A 24,415-nucleotide genomic window follows, 5' to 3' on the forward strand; every position below is an offset into this window, starting at 1 on the left:
CTCCGCGCTTTTAAAAGCTGTCTAACAGTATGAAAAATTAGGAAATTATAATGAAAAAAGTATTGCCATTATTGGCTTTAGGTGCAGTGGTTGCTTCAGCATCAGTTCAAGCAAAAGGTGACTGGTATGTTGGTGCTGATTTGGTAAATTCAGATCTTAAAGTTAAAAGCTTGTCAAAAGATTTTTCTGCGACAGGTCTTAGCCTGGCTGTAGGTAAAGAGCTTCAATATTCAGAAAACTTCAAACTAGCTTTTGAAGGTGAGTACATATACTTTGGCGACTTTGAAGAAACATTTTCTTACATGGGGTGGCCGGTTAAATTTAGTGTTGATGCTTCTGCGTTCAATTTCAATGCGAAGCCTAAATACCAATTCGCAGGTACAGGCTTCTATGTTGGTGCGATTGCTGGCCTTGGTGTAATGAGTGTTTCTTATGAAGTGAAATCATCTAGCACTGTTACCGATGATGGTCGTGATGTAGGCTTTAACTACGGTGTTGAGGCTGGTTATGAGTTTTCTTCAGGTTTGGTTGTATCTGGTGGCTACCGTGCTTCTTCGGTAAGTATTGATGCCGAAAACGGTGGCAGCGAAGATTTTGATTTTGACAGCCTGTACGTTGGCGTTGATTACAAGTTTTAAGATCGCGTAAGCAAAAATATAGATACTAAAAAGGAGCCGCTAGGCTCCTTTTTTGATCAGATTATCAATCAACTCATAATGGTGCTCTTGTACGCCTGCAAGGTTGCCATATTTGGGTTGGTGGCGGTCATTTTCTTTCGCGTGTTGCCAGCCAATGGTGTGACGCACAAAATGCTCTGCAAACGCGTGGGAAACTTCCAAGCAACCTGCCAGCACGGTATCAACATAACTTTGCATGATTGGGCTCTTTGCGCATGGTGGTAGTGGCTCGTCTTTTACGTAAACCCAAATGTCATGTTCTTGGTTAAAACTCGCATCTGTTTCGATTTGATCTGGCTGAAGTTGAATACGATGATAACCTCGCTCACGGCGGTCGAATTCTGCGAGCGCTTCTTCATTTACTTCGAGTAAAACGCCATTAACCTGCCCATCGCCTTGGTTCACAACCAGAGGAGACAGAGTATAGCTGTCATCAATCTTTCCCCAGTAGCGCACCAGTCCATGAGCAATGACGGGAATGGCTTCTCCCGTTTGTCCGGTTAACTTACGCGACGCAGAATTAATCAAACTGCCATAGCCAAATATGTACATTGCCGTTGCATCCCTTAACTGATAGTTGTGCCTCTCATGTTTATACCTAACCCGCATCTGAAGCACAACTTTACCTCTTAAGTATAATCTCAACTATAAACATGTATTTTTTATACATGTTTGTGGTAGCATCAATATGTAGTTGAGTTAACCAGCATCGAGAGACGCTTGAGGGCAAGATAATGCTGAATATCACCGATAAAAAAGTAGAAGAAAAAATCCCCGCATGGCTGCGATTAGGCTTTCGGCCGTTTTTTCTGTTTGGGGCGATTTACGCCATTGTTGCGATTGCGTTGTGGGTGTGGATGTTCCAAGACGGACAGCCAAACGCATTAGCTGTGCCTGCATTGTGGTGGCATGTACATGAAATGTTGTTCGGTTTTTCGATGGCCATTGTAGTTGGCTTTGTACTGACCGCGGTACAAAACTGGACTGGCATTAATGGTACCAAGCATTACATGCTTCTGGCTTTATTTGGCTTGTGGTTAGTGCCCCGCATCTTGCTTTGGACACCTGCACCGTTATGGTTAACCAGCAGTATCGAAGCGGTATTTTTACTGTTTGTCGCCTATGAGGTGGGCATTCGTGTGTATAGAGCCAAAGGTTGGCGTAATTTGTTTTTCGTTCCACTGTTTCTTTTAGCCATCTTTGCGAACTTTGCAAGCTACGCAACGATAAAAGGTATGCCGCCCTTTAGCTCTTCAGCGGTGTGGCAAGCAATGCTGTGGTGGTTTACCTTGCTGTTGTCAGTGATGGGCGGACGTGTGATTCCATTTTTTACTGCGCGTCGATTTAATTTCGAAAAAGCGCAACCATTGGCTTGGTTAGAGTGGTTTGCGAACTTGCCGTTGGTAATGCTATTTGTGCTGAGCTTTTTCCCTGTGACGTTTGCAGAACTAGGTAGTCCTTTGATGCTGTTTGCAGGTGTTGCTCAGTTGGTGCGTTTTGTTCGCTGGAAACCTTGGTTAACCCTGAGCGAGCCTTTAGTGTGGTCGCTGCATGCTGCGTATTTGTGTTTACCACTAAGCTTAATTTTGCGAGGCGTCTGGGGAGATGCATTTGCCAGCCATAACCTCATTCACCTGTTTGCGATAGGTGCGTTAGGCGGTTTGATTTTAGCGATGATTACACGGGTGACGATGGGACATACTGGTCGCATGATCTACAAAGGGCCAAACATGAGCCTTGCGTTTGCAGCGATTACCGCGGCAGCTTTGGTTCGCAGTTTCGCCGTGATCTTTGATCCAGCGAACATGATACTGTGGATTGATATCAGCGGTGGATTATGGATTGTTGCGTTTGGGCTATTTGTGTGGCGCTTTGGTGTGATGCTTGTGACCCCTCGTGTGGATGGTCACCCCGGATAAGATTCTAATGTGAGTAGAGAAAAGAGGAGCCGCGTGCTCCTCTTTTGGTTTTTGTTCTTTATAGGTTTAGTGTTTATTCGTCTTCGTCGTCCGCTTTATTCGTGAGCCCCAAGCGTTTAAATAGCCACCACTCTAGACCAAAAATGACAATTAAGGCGATGCAGAACCAGGTGAATGCCATGGTGGAATCCACGCCTGGCATTCCACCAACATTGATACCGAGTAAACCTGTTAAGAAGCTGGTTGGTAGAAAAATCGTTGCTACCAAAGTAAACAGGTAACTGTTTTTATTGGTTTTCTCATCACGATGATGTTTGATCTCTTCTTGGAAAAGCGCCACTTCTCCAAGATAAAACTCAAGTGTTTCATTTATGCGCGTAATATTATTGTGTGCGAAGCGATATTGATGAGGTCTCAAAGCAATCAATTCTGATTCTGACTCCACAAGATCACGGATAGCGTACTGCTGAGGACGAATAAAACGCTTGATAGAAATCAGTGCTTTTTGAGTAGCCATATGTTTGTACGTCGACTCATCATTCACATCGAACTGGTTTAGTGTTTCTTCAATCGTATCAAGGTAAATGTCTATTTTACTGTTTAATCCTTCAATGATCTGATGAAGTAAACTGGCAAGACTTTTTGGGCCTTTGTGTTCCGCTAATGCTTGGCGAATCTCCATGATCGCGCGTGATGGAATTTTACGAGTTGAAATGAGTGCGCCTTGAAAGTAGAGAATTCGAATACTAAGCATATCTTCTGGTGATGCATTGCCGTTCATATTGACGCCTCGTAAAATCAACATGAAGTTCTCGTCATCCAAAGGATGGAAAGATGGTCGGCTTTCGTCGGCTAATAGATGATCAACCGTAGCTCGAGGTACTTGGTTCTGCTCCAGCCAACCACGAATATCAGGATGCAGCCGTTCGCAATGGTACCAATGCTTAGCTTGAATTTGCTCTGCCGTGGTGGATTGTTGAGTTGCTTCTGGGGTTGAGAAGTCCCAATGTTCAATCATAAAACCCATTTTCTTTTCCTTGTTTGAGCCGATACCAAAATAACCTCAAGATACTTCTTTCGCGAGAATTGCATTGCCATACAGAGGCAATACTCTGAGTACGGTACTCTGAAGTCATTGATGCATTATTTTTCAAATGAGTATGATTGTATTTAACGCCAAATGTCTATGAATAGTTGTTCTTATTTGCAATCGAGTGGAGCGCACCAAGGTGTTGTGCTTAAACAACAAAACAAAAAGCCTGCAACTAAGCAGGCTTTATTGTGGGGGAGGGAGGGGAGCTGTTAGCCAACTTGAGAAAGATTAACCACTTTCTGTTGTAGCTTTTTCTTTAAATAGTCCGTTAAGGCCTGTTTTTCTTCCTCGTTCATGTAAAGACCAAGCTTAGTACGGCGCCATAAAATGTCTTCATCGGTCATTGCCATTTCATGGTTCATTAAGTAATCGATCTCACGTTGGTAAACACCACCTGCTTGTGCCGAGAACGTTTGTCCTAAGTCAGCTTCACTTGTTGTACCTTCCATTAAGTTCCACGTTTGGGTACCAAACTGTGTGACATAACGAAGAATCAATGCTTCTGGCGCCCAGGTGTATTTAGCGTGAATTTGTTTAGCTAATTGTTCACGACTACAGCTGAAGTTACCACCAGGAAGGGTTTGGTTGGCAGTCCAGTCTTTACCCATTTCAGGTAGGAACGGAGCTAGCTTTTTCATTGCTGCTTCACCTAACTTACGGTAGGTCGTTAACTTACCACCAAAAACAGAAAGCAGAGGTGCATGGTCGTATTCCGCATCGAGCTCTAGCGTGTAGTCTCGTGTGATTGCTTGCGGAGAGTCAGATTCATCGTCACATAAAGGACGAACACCACTGTATGTCCAAACTACATCTTCGCGAGTCAACTGGTGGACAAAGTGTTGGTTTACGATATCAATGAGGTAATCGACTTCGTCATCTGAGATCGACACTTCGCGAGGGTCACCTTTGTATTCCACATCTGTTGTACCAATGATTGAGAACTTATCTAAGTAAGGAATCATAAATACGATGCGATTGTCTTTGTTTTGAAGGATGTAGGCTTGCGGTTCGTTGTGGATACGAGGAACAACGATGTGCGAGCCTTTGATTAAGCGAATGTTACGAGGAGAGGCTTGCTCTAATCCATCATCAAAGAACTGTTTTACCCAAGGCCCCGCTGCATTGACTAACGCTTTCGCTTTACGTTCGAAACGTTGGTCTGTCATCACATCGTGAATAGTAACGTGCCAGATACCACCTTCACGGTGTGCTTTTTCCACGCGGCAGTAGTTACGCACTTCAGCATGGTTTTCGCGAGCCGCAAGAACGTTCAGTAATACTAAACGCGCATCATCAACCCAACAGTCAGAGTATTCGAAACCCGTTTTCATTTCTGGTTTTAGCAAGCCAGATTTCGCAAGGTTGACGGTTTTACTGCCTTGCAGCGTCGTACGTTTACCCAAGTTATCGTAAAGGAAAAGGCCACAACGAATCATCCAAGCTGGGCGTAGGAATGGGCGATGCGGTAAACGGAAACGCATTGGTAGTGCGACGTGTGGTGCTTTACGAAGAATAACCTCACGCTCTGCGAGCGCTTCCGAAACTAAACGAAACTCGTAGTGTTCAAGGTAGCGTAAACCGCCGTGTATCAGTTTAGAACTTGCTGAAGAAGTCGCAGATGCGAAGTCATTTGCTTCATATAAGCCAACACTCAAACCTCGGCCTGCTGCGTCTGCCGCAATACCAGCTCCGTTAATGCCGCCACCGATTACGATCAAGTCTAAGGTAGTGGATGAGCTAGTAGTGGAAGCATTATTTTGTATACTCATAAATTTGACCTCTTGGTGAGCGAACGAGCATTTTAGAACATAATGTAATCCTAGCTCAGGTTTCGTTTGTGATCATCTATTATTTTCGTTTGTGAGCGTTTTGTGTGATTTAGACACAAAAAAACCTCTGTCTAATTAAGACAGAGGTCATTTGAGGGGGAATTATACGATTGACGTTACTCGTTTTCGGAGTTTGATTCGTTAGCTTCAACCACTTCAAGTGGGATAGAAGCTTCCTTCAAAATTGACAAGATTTCTTCTGGTGGCTGCTTATTGGTAAAGATCATGTTGAGCTGTGCAATATTGCCTAGTTTCACCATAGCATTGCGCCCGAACTTGGTGTGGTCTACGGCAAGAAATACACTACGGCTATTGTCAATGATCGCTTGTTTTACCCGGACTTCGTGGTAATCAAAGTCTAATAGCGAGCCATCGAAGTCGATACCGCTAATGCCGAGAATACCAAAGTCGAGACGGAACTGTTTAACGAAATCGAGGGTAGCCTCGCCAACAATACCGCCGTCTCTGCTGCGGACTTCTCCACCCGCCAAAATGACTTTGATTTCAGGGTTAGGGAAAAGAATGGTCGCAACATTGATGTTGTTGGTGACAACACGCAACTGTTTATGGTTTTTATTGAGCGCTCGCGCAACTGCTTCTGGTGTGGTGCCGATATCAATGAATAGTGTGGCACCATCTGGAATGTGTTTGACTACCTCGTCTGCAATGACATCTTTTTCATTGAAGTTGAGCGCTTTACGCGTGTTGTAAGATGTGTTTTCAGAACTGAGAGGAATAGTGGCTCCACCGTGATAACGACGAATTTTGTTGTCATCGGCGAGTTCATTGAGATCGCGTCGGATGGTTTGTGGGCTGACATTGAATCTTTCTACCAACTCATCCGTGCTGACATAGCCTTGTTTTTTCACCAGCTCAACAATCTGCTGGTGTCGAGGTATTTGCTTCACTTACCACTCCCTTGTGCATTGGTAACGGCCAATGCTTCAAATTCGAAGCTCTATTGTGCTCGAATTTGCTCGTTGTGAGAAGTAAGCGAGTTCAGGAATCGGGGATAAAGCGCAAAAAGAGCGCACAAATGGCGCTCTTTTTTTCTTATGGAGATGAGATTAATCTTCTTCGTCGTGAAGTTCAGACCAGGTTTGTGCACATTTCACTGCACGTTTCCAGCCCTTGTAACGACGATTGCGTTTTTCTTCATCATCGTGTGGCTCAAAGGTGCGATCAAGTACCGCTTTATTCTGCAACTCATCAATGCTATCCCAGTAACCAACTGCAAGGCCGGCAAGGTAGGCTGCACCAAGAGCGGTAACCTCAGTTACTTGAGGGCGGTGTACTTCTGTGTTCAATACATCGGATTGGAATTGCATTAGGAAGTTGTTCGCTACTGCACCACCATCGACTCGAAGGTTCGCAAGCTTAATGCCTGAGTCAGCTTGCATCGCATCCAGTACGTCACGAGTTTGATAAGCGATGCCTTCCAATGTTGCACGGATGATATGGTTTGAATTCACACCGCGAGTAAGGCCGACAATCGTGCCACGTGCGTAGGCATCCCAGTATGGAGCGCCTAAACCAGTAAATGCAGGCACGACATAAACGCCGTTTGATGTATCCACTTTTGTCGCGAAGTATTCAGAGTCTTCTGCACCGTTTAGGATTTTCAATTCATCGCGTAGCCATTGGATAGAAGCTCCACCCATGAATACGGCACCTTCAAGTGCATAAGCTGGTTCGCCTGCAGGACCACAAGCCAAAGTTGTTAGAAGACCATGTGTCGAAGTGACTTTTTCTTGGCCCGTATTCATTAGCAAGAAACAACCCGTACCGTAAGTGTTTTTCGCTTGACCCGCTTCAACACACATTTGGCCGTAAAGCGCCGCTTGTTGGTCACCTGCGATTCCAGAAATAGGAATACGAGTACCGCCTTTACCACCGATGTTGGTTTTACCGTAAATTTCCGATGAGCGCTTCACTTCTGGCATCATAGATGCTGGAATGCCAAGCTCATCTAACATTTTTTGATCCCAACATAGATCGTTGATGTTAAACAGCATGGTACGCGATGCATTAGTGTAGTCGGTTACGTGAACGCGACCTTGAGTCATCTTCCAAACTAACCAAGTATCGACAGTACCAAACAACAGCTTGCCTGCTTCTGCGTCTTCTCGTGCGCCTTCAACATTGTCCAGAATCCATTTAACTTTGGTACCTGAGAAGTAAGGGTCAAGCACCAAACCAGTGTTGTCACGTACATAGTTTTCGAGACCGCGTGCTTTTAAATCTTCACAGATATCAGCAGTACGGCGACATTGCCATACGATCGCATTGTAAACGGGTTTACCTGTTTCTTTGTTCCAGACGATGGTCGTTTCACGCTGGTTAGTAATACCGATAGCCGCTAATTGGTCGCTACGGATGCCAGACTTAGCTAGAGCTTCTACTAAAGTAGAGCTTTGTGTTGCCCAGATCTCCATTGGATCATGTTCAACCCAACCAGCTTCTGGATAAATCTGAGTAAATTCGCGTTGCGCGACGCTTACGATGTTCGCATCGTGATCAAGAATCACTGCGCGAGAGCTTGTTGTACCTTGGTCCAGGGCAACAATGTATTTTTGCTCAGTCATGGTAAGAATCCTTTTGTTTCGTTATTTATATTTTAGTAAATGTTCGAGTTACGTCAGTTTTAAGCTCTAGCTTCTTCTGTTTCTTCTTCCGTCTCACATTGGTTTGGAATCGTACAACCGTGGCCTTGTTGTGGAAGGTAAGCGGCAATCGCTTTTGGATACAACCAACCACCAAAACACGCACCTGCAATCGGAGCAAGTAAAGGCACGATAAAGTAAGGAATGTCTTTAGCACCTGTCAGAGCGCAATCCCAACCTGCGAAGTAAGCGAACAGCTTCGGTCCAAAGTCACGAGCAGGGTTCATCGCAAAGCCTGTTAGTGGGCCAAGTGAACCACCGATGACGGCAATCAAAATACCGATCAATAGAGGGTTCATTGCGCCACGTGCTGCGCCGTTATTTTCATCGCCCAGAGCCAGAATCGCAAACATCAGCACAGCAGTGATAACGAATTCCACAGCAAAAGCACCAAAGAAAGAGAGGGAGGCATGCGGATAGGTTGAGAAGATACCAGCAGTTGCTAGTGCATCTTGGCTGCTGCGAACGAAGTTATGAGCGATTTCGTAGTCGGTGAAAAGGTTGCTGTATAAGCTGTATACCAATGCAGCAGAACAGAATGCCCCAAGCATTTGAGCGATAATGTATGGCACCACTTTCGCCTTATCAAAACCATGGAACATAGCAAGTGCGATGGTAACGGCAGGGTTGATGTGTGCACCAGAGACGCCAGCCGTACAGTAAATAGCGATGGCGACACCGAAGCCCCATACAATACTGATTTCCCATTGTCCAAATGATGCGCCTGTTAGAACTAAGGCTGCAACACAGCCTACGCCGAAGAAAATAAGTAGTCCTGTACCGATAAACTCGGCCAAACATTCTCCGAGCAGAGAGGGGTGTTTGTTCGTTGTCATGTTAAAAGTCCTTTGATCATTTTTGCCTGTCTAGCACGATACTATTGTGCATATATAAACGTTTGCGAAAACAAACGAGCGCTAAAAATGAGCGTTTGAGCATAAATTTGTTAATCAAAGTCTTCGTTTTTGTTAAATGGCGCATCTTTTAACCGGAAAAGAACACAACGAAAATAATTTATTTGTCACGAGGCCAGTGTTGAGAGCGCTCAAATTACCGATGTGAAAAAGAATGCACAACTGGTAAGAGGAGTTTTGTGAAGCTGCTACGTGCTTGGAGATTTATTACACAGAACTTGTGTAGCAGTTAACCCTAAAGGAGTAGGAGGATGTCAAATGTATCAAGGGCTAGCAGTGATATAAAAATACGCAGTCATGTTTGGACTTTTAGAAAAAATCGTCATCCCATTGATACCAATAGGATGAGTTGAGAAGAGAATAAACGCTGTTAATGTCTTGTGTTTGTGAATCATTGCTTCGGCTTGTATTCAAATAAAAAATTGTTTTTTTTATTTCGTTTGATGCTAAACGTGATCGTTTTTCAGCTTTTTAGTTATTAGTTGGTTCGGAGCGAGTAGGGCAGGCGTAAATCGCCCTTTTTACGGTTAGTTTATGTTCTAATTCGAGCCTTTGTTTCAAAGGTTTCGAATTGGAATGCTAAAGTGAGGGGTTTGAACATCAGTTTAATATTAACGAATCTTGAGTAAAGTTGAACGATGATCTAATTAATGCTCATATAATTTACTGTATTTACTTATATTTAATTCATGTGCAACATTTGTCACAGAAATAAAATCCTGACTCCATACAATTCATGAACTTTCGAACGAAGATTTATTTTGTTTCGTTCGCTCCTTTTGTGTTTTTACCATCGCATACAAAATAATGAGGTTCCTATGTTTGGAATATTCAAACCTAAGGCGCACATTGATCGTCTGTCCCCTGGCAGCATCGATAGCACCTACTCTCGCCTCCGTTGGCAACTCTTTATCGGTATCTTTGTTGGCTACGCCGGTTACTATCTAGTTCGTAAAAACTTCAGTTTGGCGATGCCTTATCTTATCGAGCAAGGCTTTAGCCGCGGAGACTTAGGTGTCGCCTTGGCAGCTGTTTCCATTGCATATGGTCTCTCTAAGTTTCTAATGGGCAGCGTTTCAGACCGCTCCAACCCTCGCTATTTCCTTAGTGGCGGCCTATTGATGTCTGCATTAGTGATGTTTTGCTTTGGCTTTATGCCATGGGCGACTGGTAGCGTCACTGCGATGTTCATTTTGCTTTTCTTGAACGGTTGGTTCCAAGGGATGGGGTGGCCTGCTTGTGGCCGAACCATGGTGCACTGGTGGTCACGTAAAGAGCGTGGTGAGATCGTTTCGGTTTGGAACGTGGCGCACAACGTGGGTGGCGGCTTGATTGGTCCACTATTTATTCTTGGCCTGTGGGCATTTAACGATGATTGGCGCACTGCATTTTATGTTCCTGCATTTTTCGCCACGTTGGTTGCTGTGTTTGTTTGGATGACGGTTCGCGATACCCCTCAGTCTTGTGGTCTGCCTCCTATTGAAGAATACAAAGACGATTACCCAGATGACTATGACAAGTCCCATGAACAAGAAATGACAGCGAAGGAAATCTTCTTCAAATACGTCTTCAATAACAAACTTCTTTGGTCGATTGCAATTGCAAACGCATTTGTTTACCTAATTCGTTACGGCGTACTGGACTGGGCACCTGTTTACCTAAAAGAAGCGAAGGATTTCTCGGTAGATAAATCGTCATGGGCTTATTTCTTATACGAATGGGCTGGCATTCCAGGAACACTATTGTGTGGTTGGATCTCTGACAAATTGTTCAAAGGTCGTCGTGCACCTGCTGGTATCTTATTTATGGTGTTAGTGACAGTTGCAGTGATGGTTTATTGGTTTAACCCTGCGGGCAACCCAACAGTAGATATGATGGCGCTTATTGCAATTGGCTTCCTAATCTATGGTCCGGTTATGCTGATCGGTTTGTACGCACTTGAACTCGCTCCGAAGAAAGCGGCAGGTACTGCCGCTGGTCTTACTGGTTTGTTTGGATACCTAGGTGGGGCAGTTGCCGCAAACGCGATTTTGGGCTACACCGTAGACCACTTTGGCTGGGATGGTGGCTTTATCATCTTAGTGGGTTCTTGTATTACTTCTATCGTGTGTTTGATGTACGCCTTCTTAGGTGAACGTGCGCACCACGAGCAAAAAGAGCGCGAGAAGGAAGCGCTAGCGTAATATTTATTTAAAGAGGCAGTGGAATACTGCCTCTTCGCTTTATCAAGGAAATAACAATGAAAACAAAGTCAGTATGTCTTACTTTTTTAGCACTTAGCCTCTCTGCTGGTGCGATTGCGAAGCCGCTTGTCATTGCGCATCGTGGTGCATCGGGCTACTTGCCTGAGCACACGCTAGAAGCCAAAGCACTTGCTTACGCAATGAAACCTGACTACATAGAGCAAGATGTGGTAATGACGAAAGATGACCAGTTGGTCGTGTTGCATGACCATTATCTCGATCGCGTAACGGATGTTGCGGAGCGTTTTCCTGATCGTGCACGTAAAGATGGTCGTTATTACGCGATTGATTTTACTCTGGCGGAAATCAAATCCTTGCGAGTAACTGAAGGCTTTAATATCGATGAGAAAGGCAACAAAGTAGCGGGCTATCCAACCCGATTCCCTATGTGGAAATCTGATTTCACCGTGCCGACATTTGCTGAAGAGATTGAGCTGATCCAAGGCTTAAACAAAACGCTGGGTTATGACATAGGTATTTACCCAGAAATTAAAGCGCCTTGGTTCCATCGTCATGAAGGTAAGGACATTTCTAAAGCAGTACTTAAAGTCTTGAAGCAGTACGGTTATGGCTCTCAAGACGACAAAGTCTACCTTCAGTGTTTTGATGCGAATGAACTTCAACGCATCAACAGTGAACTCATGCCTACAATGGACATGGACTTAAAGCTCGTTCAGCTTATGGCTTACACGGACTGGAACGAAACTATGGTGTACAAAGGCGACAAGGCAACACCATACAGTTATGACTGGATGTTCGAAGCCGACGGAATGAAGAAAGTAGCGAGTTACGCGGAAGGAATTGGACCTTGGAAGCCGATGCTGGTAGATGATAAGTCAACCAAAGACAATATCATCATCAAGCCGTTGATGAAGGCTGCAAAAGACGCTGGCTTGCAAGTGCATCCATACACGTTCCGCGCCGATCCAGGACGCATTCCAGCGTACACTGACAGCTTTGAAGGCATGATGGATGTGTACTACAACCAAGTAAAAGTGGATGGTTTGTTTACAGATTTCCCAGATAAAGCGGTCAGCTTTTTAAATCAGTAATCAGCACTCACGCATTTTGCTTTAAGCTAAAAAGTCCCCCAACAGTTTCCTGCTGGGGGATTTTTCTTAACTATTTATTAGTTGTTTTTATGCAGTTCGCTGTTCAGTTCAACCGCGCTCTTGTTTGCAAGACACTCGATTTGACCTGTTACAGAGTTACGACGGAACAGTAGGTCAGAAACACCAGCAAGATCGCGTGCTTTCACCACTTCGACTTCTTGACCGTCAGAATCTAGCATGCGTACTTTAGAACCAGCAGTTACGTACAGACCTGATTCGATAGTACAACGGTCACCCATTGGGAAGCCAAGACCTGCGTTCGCGCCTAGTAGAGAGTTTTCACCGATAGAAACCACAACTTTACCGCCGCCAGATAGCGTACCCATGATAGATGCGCCGCCGCCGATGTCAGAGCCGTTACCAACCACTACGCCAGCAGAGATACGACCTTCAACCATGCTCACGCCTGTTGTACCCGCGTTGAAGTTGATGAAGCCTTCGTGCATTACCGTTGTGCCTTCGCCAACGTGTGCGCCAAGACGTACGCGAGAAGTGTCAGCGATACGAACGCCAGTTGGTACCACGTAGTCCACCATTTTAGGGAACTTGTCTACGCAATCTACGCTTAGTGCACGACCCGCTAGGCGAGCTTCGATTTGACGCTCTGCTAGTTCAGGTAGGTCGATTGGACCTTCGTTAGTCCATGCGATGTTGTGTAGTAGACCGAAGATGCCGTCTAGTACCGTGCCGTGCGGTTGAACTAGGCGGTTAGAGATAAGTTGAAGTTTTAGGAAACCTTCAGCAACGCTTTGTGGCTGCTCGTCAGTGGCAAGGATTACCAGTACAAGTGGTTGTGCTGATTCTGCTGCTTTTGCTGCGAAAGAAGCGTTTGCCGCATCGCCGTTTGCTTCAAATGCTGCTGCCAGTTCTGCGCTTTGTGCTGCAGAGATCTCGATAGCTTGGTTGCCTTGCTCATAACCTGCTACTGCTGCTAGTGCGTTAACAAGCGCTTCGCTTGGGTTAAGAACTGGGTTTGGGAAAAACGCTTCGATGATTTTGCCGTCGCGGTTTTTAGTTGCCGTACCAAAGGCTAGAGAGAAGAAAGCCATAGTTGATCTCCATGTGTTGAGTCTTGTGTCTCGTCTGTTCACTGACAAGAAATAATTACGTTGTCAGCCATCATAAAGAGAGTATTGGGGAGTTTAAAGAGGGGAAATGGAGAAAGTCTGTAGATGGATACCTTTTGTCTTTTTAGAGATATGTTTGTCTGATGAGAAATGTGTCGCAAAAGCCTTCTCAGACCGGTTTGGGGTAAAGACACAGTGAAGTTGGAGAAGGGGGCATAGCAAAAATAAGGGGAGGACCGAAGTCACTCCCCCTACACTGGGTTTGTTGGATTTACTGGCTTTGGATAGTAAAGCGATAAATCGACTTAGAGGCTTAGCTCACCGACCTCTACTGCAAGTGCAACCGTTGCCCCTACCATTGGATTATTGCCCATACCGATAAAGCCCATCATCGCTACGTGTGCTGGTACTGAAGAGCTACCCGCGAATTGTGCATCGGCGTGCATGCGACCCATAGTGTCTGTCATGCCGTAAGAGGCAGGGCCTGCCGCCACGTTATCTGGGTGTAGAGTACGACCAGTACCACCGCCTGATGCCACAGAGAAGTAAGGCATGCCTTCACGGTTACGTTCCGCTTTGTAGATACCTGCTACAGGGTGTTGGAAGCGAGTCGGGTTGGTTGAGTTACCTGTGATGCTCACATCCACTTGTTCTTTATGCATGATAGCCACGCCTTCACGCACATCGTCTGCACCGTAGCAAAGGATCTCACCACGTGGACCTTGGGAGAAACGGCGACGTCCTACTTCCACTAACTCACCAGTTTGGTAGTTGTATTGAGTGCGTACGTAAGTGAAACCATTGATGCGTGAGATTAGGTAAGCGGCGTCTTTACCCAAACCATTTAGGATAACTTTCAACGGATTTTTACGTGATTTGTTCACGTTCAATGCGATTTTAATTGCGCCTTCTGCCGCTGCGAATGACTCATGGCCCGCAAGGAAAGCGAAACAGCCACTTTCTTCATTCAATAGACGAGCCGCCAATGCACCGTGACCGATACCCACTTGGCGTTGCTCTGCGACGCTGCCTGGTTTTGTGCACGCCTGAAGACCTTCACCGATGATGTTTGCAGCTTCTTCTGCTGTTTTTGCACCGCGGAAAATCGCCAAAGTAGTGCCCAGTGTATAGGCATCGGCAGCGCTTTCAAACGCGATAGGTTGAGTGTCCATCACTAGCGCTTTAGGGTCGATACCACGATCCATACAGTATTGGTAAGCCTCTTCCAGAGAAGAAAGTTGCATTTCGTCTAAAGTGCGACGTACAGATTCAGTAATTGGAGTGTTCATAATCTCTTTCCTCTTGGTGGCAATTATTGTTGGCGTGGGTTGATGGTAGATACGGCTTCGTCAAAACGACCGTAAGTCCCCGTTGCTTGGTCTGCAGCTTCTGCTGCAGGTACGCCTTCGTTGATGGCTTTCATCATCTTGCCTAGGTTGAGATATTGGTAACCAATCACTTCTTTGTTTTCGTCTAGCGCGAGTTTTGTTACATAGCCTTCAGCCAACTCCATGTAACGTACGCCTTTCGATTTAGTTGAGTAGCTAGTACCCACTTGGCTACGTTGAGTTTGACCAAGGTCTTCCAGTGCCGCACCAATTTCCAAGCCGCCTTCAGAGAAAGCAGATTGAGTACGACCGTAAACAAATTGAAGGAAGATTTCGCGCATCGCGACGTTAATAGCATCACATACCAAGTCGGTATTCAGTGCTTCAAGAATGGTTTTGCCTGTTAGGATTTCTGCGGCCATCGCTGCTGATTGAGTCATGCCTGAACAGCCGATCGTTTCGATCAAAGCTTCTTCGATGATGCCGTTTTTGACGTTAAGAGTCAGTTTTGCTGCGCCTTGTTGAGGAGCACAAGCGCCAACGCCGTGGCTAAGACCAGAAATCGCGATAACGTCTTTTGGATTGATCATTGCGCCTTCAACAGGGATCGGTGCAGATGCATGAAGATCGCCGCGTTGAATCGGGCACATTGATTGGATTTCGTGTGAGTATTGCATAGTGTTTTCCCAGTGTACGATATCCAGCCTATTTGTCAGACTCAACGGCGTTGACTGCTCTTATTCGCTCCATCAAATAGAAAACTATGTTCAGGAGGTTCATGCGTTTGTCGCCTTGTTGAGTTAACAACTATTTTGGATATCTTTTTAATTTTTGAGAAAACAGGAGCGGGGTTGGAGAAGAGTTGAATTGCTCACTACAGAACTCTTGCTTTCACAACACAGGCGAAAGCATTTCCAACAGGGCTGACCTGTTTTCGTTTCTGTAGGAGTCATTAGCTTTAAAGCGGTTCGAATCTTTCGATTCCGGTGGTACCCCATCACCGAACCCATTTAGACTAGATCTAAGTCACACTAATCTGCAACATGAAATTTAGAGCAATTTGGGATATTAAATCGGTTCTTTATATTCTCAGAGATATATGGAGATAAACGGAAGGAATAAAAAAACGCCGCATAATGCGACGTTTTTTCTAAACAAATGAGAGGTTTATGCAGCGTCTTCTTGCTCGCTATCTTCTTCAACAGCTTCAAGCTTCTTTGCTTTTTTTGGTGCAGGTTTACGTTTTGCACCCAGAGCGTAAAGCACTTCTTCTTTGTTTTGCGCAAGGTACATTGCAAGATCTTCTTGCTTACCTTCGTCTTCTAGAAGTTCACTTTTACCCAGCAGTGAGAATAACTCGTCTGCCATATCCAGCATTTTGTCGTATGCGTCAGCTTCCGCTTTAGAGGTAAAAGTCATTTTCTCTTCTCCATTGCGTTCTACCACGTACTTGACGATTACAGCCATGGTTGGTCCCCTAATTTGGTGTATTGATACTGGCTTTTTATACAGTTTTTGACCAATCAAGTCTAGCGACAAGCCTCAGAATGAGAGACACGTACAACTAACTGACTAGCATTTAAACTATCTTGGTTTCACTTTGCGGATTTATTCCCCAAAGGAAGGTTTGTTGGTCGCTCCCAATCTTGGCAAAATTCGATAAACGTTCTGAGCAATGGGCTTTGATATTTCTCTTTATGAACCAGTAACCAGAAGCGACGTTTCATATCTAAAGGCATGTCGAGCAGTTTTACGCGGCCGTCACGAATAGCAGGTTCTGCAGACAAACGTGACAAGCAACCTAAGCCTAACCCTGCCGATACTGAGTTGATCAGCGCTTCGGTGGTATTGAGCTGAAAAGCTTCATGCCAATGTTCCAAGCGCGGCGCGACAACGCGCATAAAAAATTCGCGTGAACCAGATCCCGCCTCTCGCAATATCCATTCACTGTTTTCTAGCTCGGTTAAGTTTACTGGCCCTTCGTGCGCGGCTGGGGAATCGGGCGCGCAAATCACGCACATTTCATCTTCGCTAAACTGGGTGGACTGCAATTCAGGGTGAAGTGTTTTGCCTTCAATGAGGGCTATGTCTAACTCGTAATCGGTCAGCATGTCGCAGATTTGTGCGGAGTTAGAAATGAACAGGCTTTGAGATCGATGGTTCGTTTGCTGACGAAATTCGCTAAGCAAATAGGGCGCGACTTGGTTGCCAATGGTGTCGCTGGCACCAATGCGAAGTTGGCCCGATAGCGCTTGGTCACCATCGAAAATGCTCTCGATGTCTTTGGCTCGGTTGAGTAACTCATCCGCCAGTGGTAGCAGTTTTTGACCTTCTTGGTTCAAAATCAGTCGGTTATTAACACGATCAAACAAGTGATGGCCGATCTGTTTTTCTAATTCTGAGAGTGCCATGCTCACTGCGGCTTTCGATAAAAAGAGACTATCAGAAGCTGCTGTGAGCGTTTTGTGCTGCGTGATCGTCGTAAACACTTTCAGTTGTTTAAGAGAAATGTGACTTGCCATACCCCACCGTTAAGTAATTCTGAACGTTTGTTTTAAATAATTAGATATATCGGAACGAAGTGCAAGCGTATTATACGTCCCATCAAGAGTGAGTCTGGTTGAGGTCATCATGATTCAAAGAACAAAAGCAAAAGTAATGGGAGCGCCAACTCCAATGGCGGGTTTGGCTCTTGGTATTGCAAGCTTGGGCTGGAGTTGGGAGAACTTCGCCGAATTACATGGCTACGGACAGTGGATTAGTGCGGGTATCGCGAGCGTATTATTGGCTATATTGGCAACCAAGTTTTTGCTACATAATCATCTATTGAGACAAGATCTTGCTCATCCGGTTGTGGGCAGCGTGGTTCCGACATTTGCGATGGGCACTATGGTGGTATCGAACTCTCTCGGCCATTTTTACCCATTAGCTGGCGATGCGCTTTGGCTGATTGCGGTGGTTTTGCACATCGTGTTCTTGGTGAGCTTTGTTTACCATCGCGCCAAAGATTTTGAACTACACCACATGGTGCCAAGCTGGTTCGTACCACCAGTGGGTATTATCGTTGCAGACGTGTCTTTCTCAGGTAACCCAGTGCTTGCACCTATTGCACACGGTGCGTTGATCTTCGGTATGGTGGCTTACGCGGTGATGTTGCCAATGATGATCTACCGTTTCATGTTCACCCATGAAATTCCGGATGCAGCGAAACCAACAATGGCAATCATGGCAGCGCCAGCAAGTCTATCATTGGCAGGGTACTTAACGGTCACTGCGACACCATCACCAGTGATCATCGCTATGCTATTTGGTATCGCGGTATTGATGACAGCCATCATCTACTTAGCCTTCTTTAAATTGCTAAGACTGCCATTCAGCCCTGGCTATGCAGCGTTTACCTTCCCGATGGTGATCGGTGCGACGGCGCTGTTTAAAATGGCGAATTGGATGGAGTTGCAAGGATTGGCTGCGCACTATGTTCAACAAGTACGAGGCTTAGCTGGTCTTGAGTTGATTGTGGCAACATTTGTTGTCTCTTATGTGGCTTTACAATACATCAACAACTTATTGATTCAGCCACGCTTGATGCACGCTCATCACGCTTAAATAGCAGAGAGGAAAAAGCCTCTTGGTCTTACAACCAAGAGGCTTTTTTATTTCAATCGGCGTCGATGTTGGACGCTAGCCTTTTTTGTAAAATCGCGACATCTCATCCAGAGAATGACGAATGATATCGACAGGAACTTTCTGTTCTTTCTCGACTTTTAACTGGCGATTCAGTTGCTGAGAGTGCCCGCCAGGGTTGACCACAAGCATCAGTTCTTTGCCGACCAATGCATAGTTGTAGTAGCTGCCTGCAATATACCAATCGCGAGAGGCAGAGCTATCAAACAAGTTATGACCAACACTGTATGAACTCGTTGTGCCTTGAACGTCAAACAGCGTATTCATCATGGTTGGCACGACGTCAAAATGGGTCGTGCGGTAATCAACTTGCTCTGGCTGACGATTTGGCATGTACACGTAAAGAGGCACATGTACTTGAACGTCACTGTAGTTACCCGTGTGGCCCCAATAGTTCATCTTATGGTCGTTAAACTCTTCACCATGATCTGATGAAATCACCACAATGGTGTTGTCTAAGTCGACATTTTTCAGCACATCACCAATCAAGCTGTCGATGTAGTACAACGAGTTCTTGTATCGATTGTGGTAAAGCGAAGCGTCAAAATCGTTGTTGAGCAAAATGTGGTCAACGCGTTCCCAGTATGGTTTGAATTTCGCAAATTCAGGTTCGGGAAATACTGTGCCGTGGGCGGCATCGTAGAACAGAAAACCAAAGTACGGCTTGTCGCTATCCTGCTTTTGGAACTCGATGAACTTGTCTGTTATCTGCTGATCGCGCTCGACAGCTGTTTCCCCAGTTTGTTTCAGGGTCAAGTCCGACACTTTTTTGAATACCGTGCGAGAAAGTGGCGGGCTGGTGAGCGGTGCCGAGCCAAAAATGCCCATGCGGTAGCCTTCTGCTTGCAGCGTATCCATAAAAACAGGAGAGCGTTGACTTGCGTAAAAGCTTTCCCAGTAGGTCGCGGGCAAGCTGTAAAACAGGCTGAAAATACCCGCTTGAGTTGAGTTGCCGCCGCTCATATGTTGTGTGAAATTCACCGTTTTTTCGGCGAACTTGCTGACATTTGGCATGACTTTCGGCGTCGCATCACTGTAGCGCCACGCGTCAACCAAGATAAACAAAACATTGGGCTGTTTCTCTTTGCTTTGCACTTGAATCGGCGCAAGCGGGTAGTTGAGTGAGCTACGTTCAATGTTGGTTAACTCTACGCGGTTCTTCGATGCAATGCTCTCATCAACTAGGTCGTGTTTGTAAATAAATTTACGAGCCGTCAGCGGGTAGTAAAGTGGCCAGTTATTCGAAAACTGACTGACTTCATCGTCGTAAAGGGCATTTTTGTACGCATGAATCATCTGTGTGCTGAGCAATACAGCAAACCAGACGCTGATCAAAACGAACTTAGCTCGGCTTTGTGCCAGTTTATTACTTACCCAAACGGTACAGGCGAGCCCGATCACCAGAACGGCAACTTCACTGACGAAGATAAGCCAACTCATCCACGAAATATCGAAGACATCACCACCACCTTCGAAAAACATACGGATTAATAGAGCGTTGATGTGAAGTTTGTATTGCTGAAAAACGAGGATATCGACTTTAAACATAATCAATAGACAGATCGCGATAGCGATCACGATACCTTTGAATGCTCGAGTCGGTAGAAAAGAGAGCAATAAACTCAACAACATAAATGGAAGAGCGATCAAGCCTAGCCAGCCATATTGAGTCGAAACCAAATAGTAACCTTGCAACAAGGTTAGCGGTTCATTCTGATTGTTAGACAATACAAAAGGATAACAAGCGATCGACAGGTACACTGCAAAGCAAGCAAAAAAAGCAATCAGCCAAGCGCTGTTGGAAGACAGTTTGCGAAACATACTTTTTGTTTGTTTATAAATTATGGGTAGAGGGAGTATAAAACAGTGTTTTTTATTATGGAATAGTTGCGACGAATGTCACATTTTGTATGGAGGTGTCAGACTTGATTGACATGTGAAAATTAAGAAGATTCATACTCTATTTGAGTGATATATAACCTTTTGTTTTTTCCGAACGCGAGATCACTGCGGGTTTAAATGGGGCTGTGCTAAGCTAGCTAACAGTTTCAATCGGCGCTCGGTATTCCCAATTTGTTTACTGTTTATCACTCCAACCAAGTTGACGTTCTTAAATCACTCCTTGTCGAACTGATTCGAATCAGTCCGCTGGAAAACCCGTTCGAAAAAGAACAAATTCTGGTTCAAAGTCCGGGCATGTCCCAGTGGCTAAAAATGGAATTGGCCAAAGAGTTTGGTGTTGCCGCGAACATTGATTTTCCGCTTCCTGCTACCTTCATTTGGGATATGTTTACGCAGGTGTTGCCAGACGTGCCAAAACGCAGTGCGTTTAACAAAGAAGCGATGACGTGGAAGTTGATGCATCTGCTTCCGGGGCTTCTCAACCAAGAGGTGTTTTCGCCGTTAGCGCAGTACCTCAAAGATGACAGTGACCACTCTAAGCTGTATCAGCTGGCTGAGAAAATTGCCGATATTTTCGATGGTTACTTGGTGTATCGTCCGGAATGGATCGCAAGTTGGGAAGCTGGGCAGAGTGTGCCAGAGCTGGAAGATGAGCATCCGTGGCAGCCGATCCTGTGGCAAGCGTTGTACGATCACACTGTGTCATTAGGACAGTCTCCTTATCACCGTGCCAACCTTTATGAGCACTTTATCGACACATTAGCGAGTTTTAACGGCAATTTTGACCATTTACCCAAGCGTTTGTTTGTTTTTGGTATTTCTTCGTTGCCGCCTCGCTATATGGATGCGCTAAAAGCAATTGGTGAACACATCGACGTGCATCTGATGTTCACCAACCCGTGTCGTTATTACTGGGGTGAAGTTCGAGATCGCAAATATCTGGCTCGTTTGGCGGCGAAACATCGTCAGCACGTTGTGTGGCAGGACGATCACTCGGAAGTGCAAGGTGAAACTGAGCAACTGAAAGGATCACTGGAAGATAATGTGATCGATGAGCTGCACACCGATGTGGTCGGAAACAGTCTGTTGGCATCCATGGGTAAACTCGGGCGCGACAATATGTATCTGTTGTCTCAGCTGGAATCTCATGAAATTGAAGCCTTTGTTGATGTTGAGCGCGACAGTCTGCTCCATCAATTGCAAGCGGATATTCTCAATCTTGAAGAACATCAAGATGACCAACAGATTGAAAACAGTCATCACAAACAAGTGGTTAGCTTGGGTGATAAATCACTGAGCCTACACGCTTGTCACAGCCCGATGCGTGAAGTGGAAGTGCTGCATGATCAACTGTTGGCGATGTTCGATGCTGACCCAACGTTAAAACCGCGCGATATTATCGTGATGGTCGCGGACATCAACGCTTACAGCCCTGCGATTCAGGCGGTCTTTGGTAACGCGCCGGGTGAGCGTTTTATTCCATATTCGATTTCTGACCGAACCGCCGATCAAGAGAGCCCAATTCTGGCCGCATTTATGCAGTTGGTGAACTTACCCAATACGCGCTGTTTGGCATCAGAACTACTCGAACTTCTGGAAACTCCAGCGATATTAAAGCGTTTTGAACTCAGCGAAGATGATTTCTTACAAGCCAAACAATGGGTTGAAGAATCGGGAATTCGCTGGGGGTTGGATGCCAATACCGGACGCGAATTTGAACTGCCGGAAACTCGTCAAAACACATGGCAATTTGGTATTCAACGAATGTTGCTTGGCTACGCGATGCCAGAATCCGCTGGTTTGTTTGAAACCGAGCAAGGCAGTTTGTCTCCGTACAACGAAGTGCAAGGCATGGGCGCAGAGCTGGCGGGCAAGTTGGCACACTTTATCCAACAAATTAGCACTTATCGAAGCAAACTTTCTCATGTTCAAACTATCGATGGTTGGCGAGAGACTTTGGTTTCACTGCTGGATGACTTCTTCTCTGTTGAGTTAGAAGGCGAAATGGCGCTCAAATCCATTCGCGATACGCTCAACCAACTCAAAGAGCAATTAGCTGATGCCGCATTTGATGATGCGTTATCGCCGTCGATCATCAGCCAATACCTTCAAAACAAATTATCTGGCACACGAGTCAGCCAGCGCTTCCTTGCTGGTCAAGTGAACTTTTGTACTCTGATGCCGATGCGCTCTATTCCGTTTAGAACCGTTTGTCTACTGGGGATGAATGACGGCGTGTACCCACGCTCCATGCCGCCAGAAGGCTTTGACTTGATGACGGGAAGAACCAAGCCGGGCGACCGTTCGCGCCGAGATGATGACCGTTACCTATTCCTCGAAGCGATGTTGTCTGCACAGCAAACGCTCTACATCAGTTATGTTGGCCGTTCAATCCAAGACAACACCGAGCGAGTGCCTTCGGTTCTGGTTTCTGAGCTGATGGAATACTGTCACCAAAACTATTGTTTAAGTGGTGATGAAGCGTTGCCCGTTGATGAGTCTGGCGACAACTTATTAAATGCGTTGGTGAATACCCACGCCATGGTGCCGTTTAGCCCAAGAGCGTTCCAAGGCATGCACGCCAGCTACGCGAAAGAGTGGATTCCAGCGGCATTGACTCAAAGTAGTCAATCGCAAGGCTATGTTCGTCGTGATTTTAATCGGGCATTAGACGACTATCTGTTAGGAGCGACGTTCCCACTTGAGCTCGACTTAGTCGAGTTGCAACGTTTCTGGCGCTTACCTGTGCAGTATTTTTTCAATCGTCGTTTAAAAGTAATCTTTGAACCGCCACTACCGGTGATGGAAGACGACGAACCCTTTGTTTTAGGTGGTTTGGAAAGCTATCAAATGCGTGATGAGCTGTTAGAAACCTTGCTTGAAGCGACATTGATGCAGCCAGAGAAAAAAACAGAGGTGCTTAAACACTTTATGAGTCAACAGCGCGCGCAAGGCAAACTGCCGGTGGGGGCGTTTGGTGATATCGAATTTGAAACCAACCGAGTTCAGGCGGAAGAGCTGGTGGATAAACTGGCGTTTTTATCTGGTGCGCCTCAAGACGATTTGGAAATCGACCTGACGTTTGATTCCTTGTTTGAGCGAAATGAAGGCGAAGAGAAAAACGTTCGCCTAACAGGTTGGCTAACCCAGTGTTACCAATCTGGGTTGATTCGTTACCGAAGCGGTAAGATTCGCTCGCAGGATTACCTTGCAGCGTGGATCGATCACCTTGCCATGTCGGCGTCGGGTTATGCCAAGAAAACTCATCTGATTGGCTACGATCGTAAAGAAGGCGCGCTGCATTTGATCTACCCAGAAATTGCCGATGTGCAGTATGCCAAACAGCTACTGACTGAATTGGTTCGCTTGTTCTTCGAAGGCATGACTAAGCCTTTGCCTTATTTCCCGAAAACGGCGTTGGCTTGTGTTGAAGCGGGCTTTAGCCGCGGTCAGTGGGTAGATGACGAAGAGAAATCTTTGAAGAAAATGGCTGACGCATTCAATGATGGCTTCATGAGCCCGGGCGAAGGCAGTAATGCGTACATCTCTCGAATTTGGCCTGCTTGGAATGATGAGTTGGCCTCAGAAGTTCGTTTGCTGACAGCATTAGTTTTGCAAGGTGCGCGCTTAGCGGTTCAAGACACTGATGACGTAAAAGCGTAATAAAGACAGTTGGATAAAGAGAAGGAAGAGTAGGGTGGCCGCCAGAAAATCATTATTTTTTGTAGGGCGTTCGCTGTACGGCCACAAGGTCAGAGGGACCATGATACTTTTGTTTAATTCATTTGAGTTGTGCCGCCAAAAGGTTTGGCTTATCTCGTGGGGCGCATACTAACGGTACGTCTTATGGATAACCGTGAGAAAGATCTCACAAAGCTCTAAATTATCCAACTTGTTAAACATATTAATAGAATTTTTAACTATAGATCACATTTATTAGGTGATACGTCCTAGTAAATAATCCGGAGAGATTCAGCGTTATGG

General features: G+C 45.6%; 18 protein-coding genes and 1 riboswitch. Of the genes, 6 read left to right on the top strand and 12 right to left on the bottom strand.

Annotation, left to right across the window (positions count from 1 at the left end; genetic code table 11):
- The first annotated feature begins 50 nt into the window (after nucleotides 1–50).
- Entirely contained in the window at nucleotides 51–638 is a 588-nt protein-coding gene (locus NL626_RS13725) for an outer membrane beta-barrel protein (RefSeq protein WP_005391699.1), read from the top strand.
- Between the two features lie 39 nt (nucleotides 639–677).
- On the opposite strand, the gene NL626_RS13730 is transcribed toward NL626_RS13725, so the two are convergent.
- A complete protein-coding gene (locus NL626_RS13730; protein ID WP_005391700.1) occupies nucleotides 678–1,229 on the bottom strand; it encodes a gamma-glutamylcyclotransferase family protein in 552 nt (183 codons plus the stop codon).
- Between the two features lie 182 nt (nucleotides 1,230–1,411).
- On the opposite strand from NL626_RS13730, the gene NL626_RS13735 reads away from it, so the two are divergent.
- The gene (locus NL626_RS13735) at nucleotides 1,412–2,596 is read left to right on the top strand and encodes an NnrS family protein (RefSeq protein ID WP_253657447.1); all 1,185 of its coding nucleotides are present in this window, start codon (nucleotides 1,412–1,414) and stop codon (nucleotides 2,594–2,596) included.
- Nucleotides 2,597–2,669: 73 nt separating this feature from the next.
- Here NL626_RS13735 and NL626_RS13740 read toward each other — a convergent pair whose 3' ends face one another.
- The 5 genes from NL626_RS13740 to NL626_RS13760 all read right to left on the bottom strand — a co-directional run bounded on the left by NL626_RS13740 (nucleotide 2,670) and on the right by NL626_RS13760 (nucleotide 9,017).
- Complete coding sequence (locus NL626_RS13740) at nucleotides 2,670–3,623, bottom strand: CorA family divalent cation transporter (RefSeq protein ID WP_005380188.1); 954 nt, start codon at nucleotides 3,621–3,623, stop codon at nucleotides 2,670–2,672.
- A 275-nt stretch (nucleotides 3,624–3,898) separates the two neighbouring features.
- Nucleotides 3,899–5,458 (bottom strand): glycerol-3-phosphate dehydrogenase, encoded by a 1,560-nt coding sequence (gene glpD, locus NL626_RS13745; RefSeq protein ID WP_017636005.1) that lies wholly within the window; start codon nucleotides 5,456–5,458, stop codon nucleotides 3,899–3,901.
- A gap of 176 nt (nucleotides 5,459–5,634) precedes the next feature.
- Entirely contained in the window at nucleotides 5,635–6,426 is a 792-nt protein-coding gene (locus NL626_RS13750) for a DeoR/GlpR family transcriptional regulator (RefSeq protein ID WP_005380192.1), read from the bottom strand.
- Between the two features lie 159 nt (nucleotides 6,427–6,585).
- Nucleotides 6,586–8,103, bottom strand: coding sequence for a glycerol kinase GlpK (gene glpK / locus NL626_RS13755; RefSeq protein WP_005380193.1), 1,518 nt, complete (start codon nucleotides 8,101–8,103; stop codon nucleotides 6,586–6,588).
- A 59-nt stretch (nucleotides 8,104–8,162) separates the two neighbouring features.
- Nucleotides 8,163–9,017: an MIP/aquaporin family protein gene (locus tag NL626_RS13760; protein WP_253657448.1), complete on the bottom strand. Its 855-nt coding sequence runs from the start codon at nucleotides 9,015–9,017 to the stop codon at nucleotides 8,163–8,165.
- Nucleotides 9,018–9,913: 896 nt separating this feature from the next.
- Between NL626_RS13760 and glpT the strand changes: the two genes are divergently transcribed.
- Together glpT and glpQ are read left to right on the top strand one after the other, a co-directional pair.
- Nucleotides 9,914–11,278, top strand: coding sequence for a glycerol-3-phosphate transporter (glpT, locus tag NL626_RS13765; RefSeq protein WP_005380199.1), 1,365 nt, complete (start codon nucleotides 9,914–9,916; stop codon nucleotides 11,276–11,278).
- Between the two features lie 56 nt (nucleotides 11,279–11,334).
- Complete coding sequence (glpQ, locus tag NL626_RS13770; RefSeq protein WP_017820787.1) at nucleotides 11,335–12,390, top strand: glycerophosphodiester phosphodiesterase; 1,056 nt, start codon at nucleotides 11,335–11,337, stop codon at nucleotides 12,388–12,390.
- A gap of 77 nt (nucleotides 12,391–12,467) precedes the next feature.
- Here the strand turns inward: glpQ and dapD are convergent, their stop codons facing one another.
- From dapD to NL626_RS13795, 5 genes are all read right to left on the bottom strand, one after another.
- Nucleotides 12,468–13,499: a 2,3,4,5-tetrahydropyridine-2,6-dicarboxylate N-succinyltransferase gene (gene dapD / locus NL626_RS13775; RefSeq protein ID WP_025768219.1), complete on the bottom strand. Its 1,032-nt coding sequence runs from the start codon at nucleotides 13,497–13,499 to the stop codon at nucleotides 12,468–12,470.
- A 323-nt stretch (nucleotides 13,500–13,822) separates the two neighbouring features.
- The gene (locus tag NL626_RS13780; protein WP_253657449.1) at nucleotides 13,823–14,806 is read right to left on the bottom strand and encodes a GGGtGRT protein; all 984 of its coding nucleotides are present in this window, start codon (nucleotides 14,804–14,806) and stop codon (nucleotides 13,823–13,825) included.
- 23 nt (nucleotides 14,807–14,829) lie between these two features.
- Nucleotides 14,830–15,522: an iron-sulfur cluster assembly scaffold protein gene (locus NL626_RS13785; RefSeq protein ID WP_199483002.1), complete on the bottom strand. Its 693-nt coding sequence runs from the start codon at nucleotides 15,520–15,522 to the stop codon at nucleotides 14,830–14,832.
- A gap of 259 nt (nucleotides 15,523–15,781) precedes the next feature.
- A riboswitch (Fluoride riboswitch) is annotated at nucleotides 15,782–15,856 on the bottom strand.
- Nucleotides 15,857–16,012: 156 nt separating this feature from the next.
- Entirely contained in the window at nucleotides 16,013–16,312 is a 300-nt protein-coding gene (locus NL626_RS13790) for a YebG family protein (protein WP_005386503.1), read from the bottom strand.
- Nucleotides 16,313–16,440: 128 nt separating this feature from the next.
- Entirely contained in the window at nucleotides 16,441–17,367 is a 927-nt protein-coding gene (locus NL626_RS13795; protein ID WP_213901505.1) for a LysR substrate-binding domain-containing protein, read from the bottom strand.
- 109 nt (nucleotides 17,368–17,476) lie between these two features.
- On the opposite strand from NL626_RS13795, the gene NL626_RS13800 reads away from it, so the two are divergent.
- The gene (locus tag NL626_RS13800; RefSeq protein ID WP_085569832.1) at nucleotides 17,477–18,451 is read left to right on the top strand and encodes a TDT family transporter; all 975 of its coding nucleotides are present in this window, start codon (nucleotides 17,477–17,479) and stop codon (nucleotides 18,449–18,451) included.
- A gap of 75 nt (nucleotides 18,452–18,526) precedes the next feature.
- Here the strand turns inward: NL626_RS13800 and NL626_RS13805 are convergent, their stop codons facing one another.
- Nucleotides 18,527–20,350, bottom strand: coding sequence for a DUF3413 domain-containing protein (locus NL626_RS13805; protein ID WP_253657450.1), 1,824 nt, complete (start codon nucleotides 20,348–20,350; stop codon nucleotides 18,527–18,529).
- A 252-nt stretch (nucleotides 20,351–20,602) separates the two neighbouring features.
- Between NL626_RS13805 and recC the strand changes: the two genes are divergently transcribed.
- Nucleotides 20,603–24,094, top strand: coding sequence for an exodeoxyribonuclease V subunit gamma (gene recC, locus NL626_RS13810; RefSeq protein WP_253657451.1), 3,492 nt, complete (start codon nucleotides 20,603–20,605; stop codon nucleotides 24,092–24,094).
- The last annotated feature ends 321 nt before the right edge of the window (nucleotides 24,095–24,415 follow it).

The organism is Vibrio sp. Y58_MX_L22, from assembly GCF_024181865.1.
Lineage (GTDB): Bacteria > Pseudomonadota > Gammaproteobacteria > Enterobacterales > Vibrionaceae > Vibrio > Vibrio alginolyticus.

Bases quoted from the DNA above. Each gene is read 5' to 3' on its own strand.
- NL626_RS13725 (WP_005391699.1), top strand. From the start codon at position 51: ATGAAAAAAGTATTGCCATTATTGGCTTTAGGTGCAGTGGTTGCTTCA.
- NL626_RS13730 (WP_005391700.1), bottom strand. From the start codon at position 1,229: ATGTACATATTTGGCTATGGCAGTTTGATTAATTCTGCGTCGCGTAAG.
- NL626_RS13735 (WP_253657447.1), top strand. From the start codon at position 1,412: ATGCTGAATATCACCGATAAAAAAGTAGAAGAAAAAATCCCCGCATGG.
- NL626_RS13740 (WP_005380188.1), bottom strand. From the start codon at position 3,623: ATGGGTTTTATGATTGAACATTGGGACTTCTCAACCCCAGAAGCAACT.
- glpD (WP_017636005.1), bottom strand. From the start codon at position 5,458: ATGAGTATACAAAATAATGCTTCCACTACTAGCTCATCCACTACCTTA.
- glpK (WP_005380193.1), bottom strand. From the start codon at position 8,103: ATGACTGAGCAAAAATACATTGTTGCCCTGGACCAAGGTACAACAAGC.
- NL626_RS13760 (WP_253657448.1), bottom strand. From the start codon at position 9,017: ATGACAACGAACAAACACCCCTCTCTGCTCGGAGAATGTTTGGCCGAG.
- glpT (WP_005380199.1), top strand. From the start codon at position 9,914: ATGTTTGGAATATTCAAACCTAAGGCGCACATTGATCGTCTGTCCCCT.
- glpQ (WP_017820787.1), top strand. From the start codon at position 11,335: ATGAAAACAAAGTCAGTATGTCTTACTTTTTTAGCACTTAGCCTCTCT.
- dapD (WP_025768219.1), bottom strand. From the start codon at position 13,499: ATGGCTTTCTTCTCTCTAGCCTTTGGTACGGCAACTAAAAACCGCGAC.
- NL626_RS13780 (WP_253657449.1), bottom strand. From the start codon at position 14,806: ATGAACACTCCAATTACTGAATCTGTACGTCGCACTTTAGACGAAATG.
- NL626_RS13785 (WP_199483002.1), bottom strand. From the start codon at position 15,522: ATGCAATACTCACACGAAATCCAATCAATGTGCCCGATTCAACGCGGC.
- NL626_RS13790 (WP_005386503.1), bottom strand. From the start codon at position 16,312: ATGGCTGTAATCGTCAAGTACGTGGTAGAACGCAATGGAGAAGAGAAA.
- NL626_RS13795 (WP_213901505.1), bottom strand. From the start codon at position 17,367: ATGGCAAGTCACATTTCTCTTAAACAACTGAAAGTGTTTACGACGATC.
- NL626_RS13800 (WP_085569832.1), top strand. From the start codon at position 17,477: ATGATTCAAAGAACAAAAGCAAAAGTAATGGGAGCGCCAACTCCAATG.
- NL626_RS13805 (WP_253657450.1), bottom strand. From the start codon at position 20,350: ATGTTTCGCAAACTGTCTTCCAACAGCGCTTGGCTGATTGCTTTTTTT.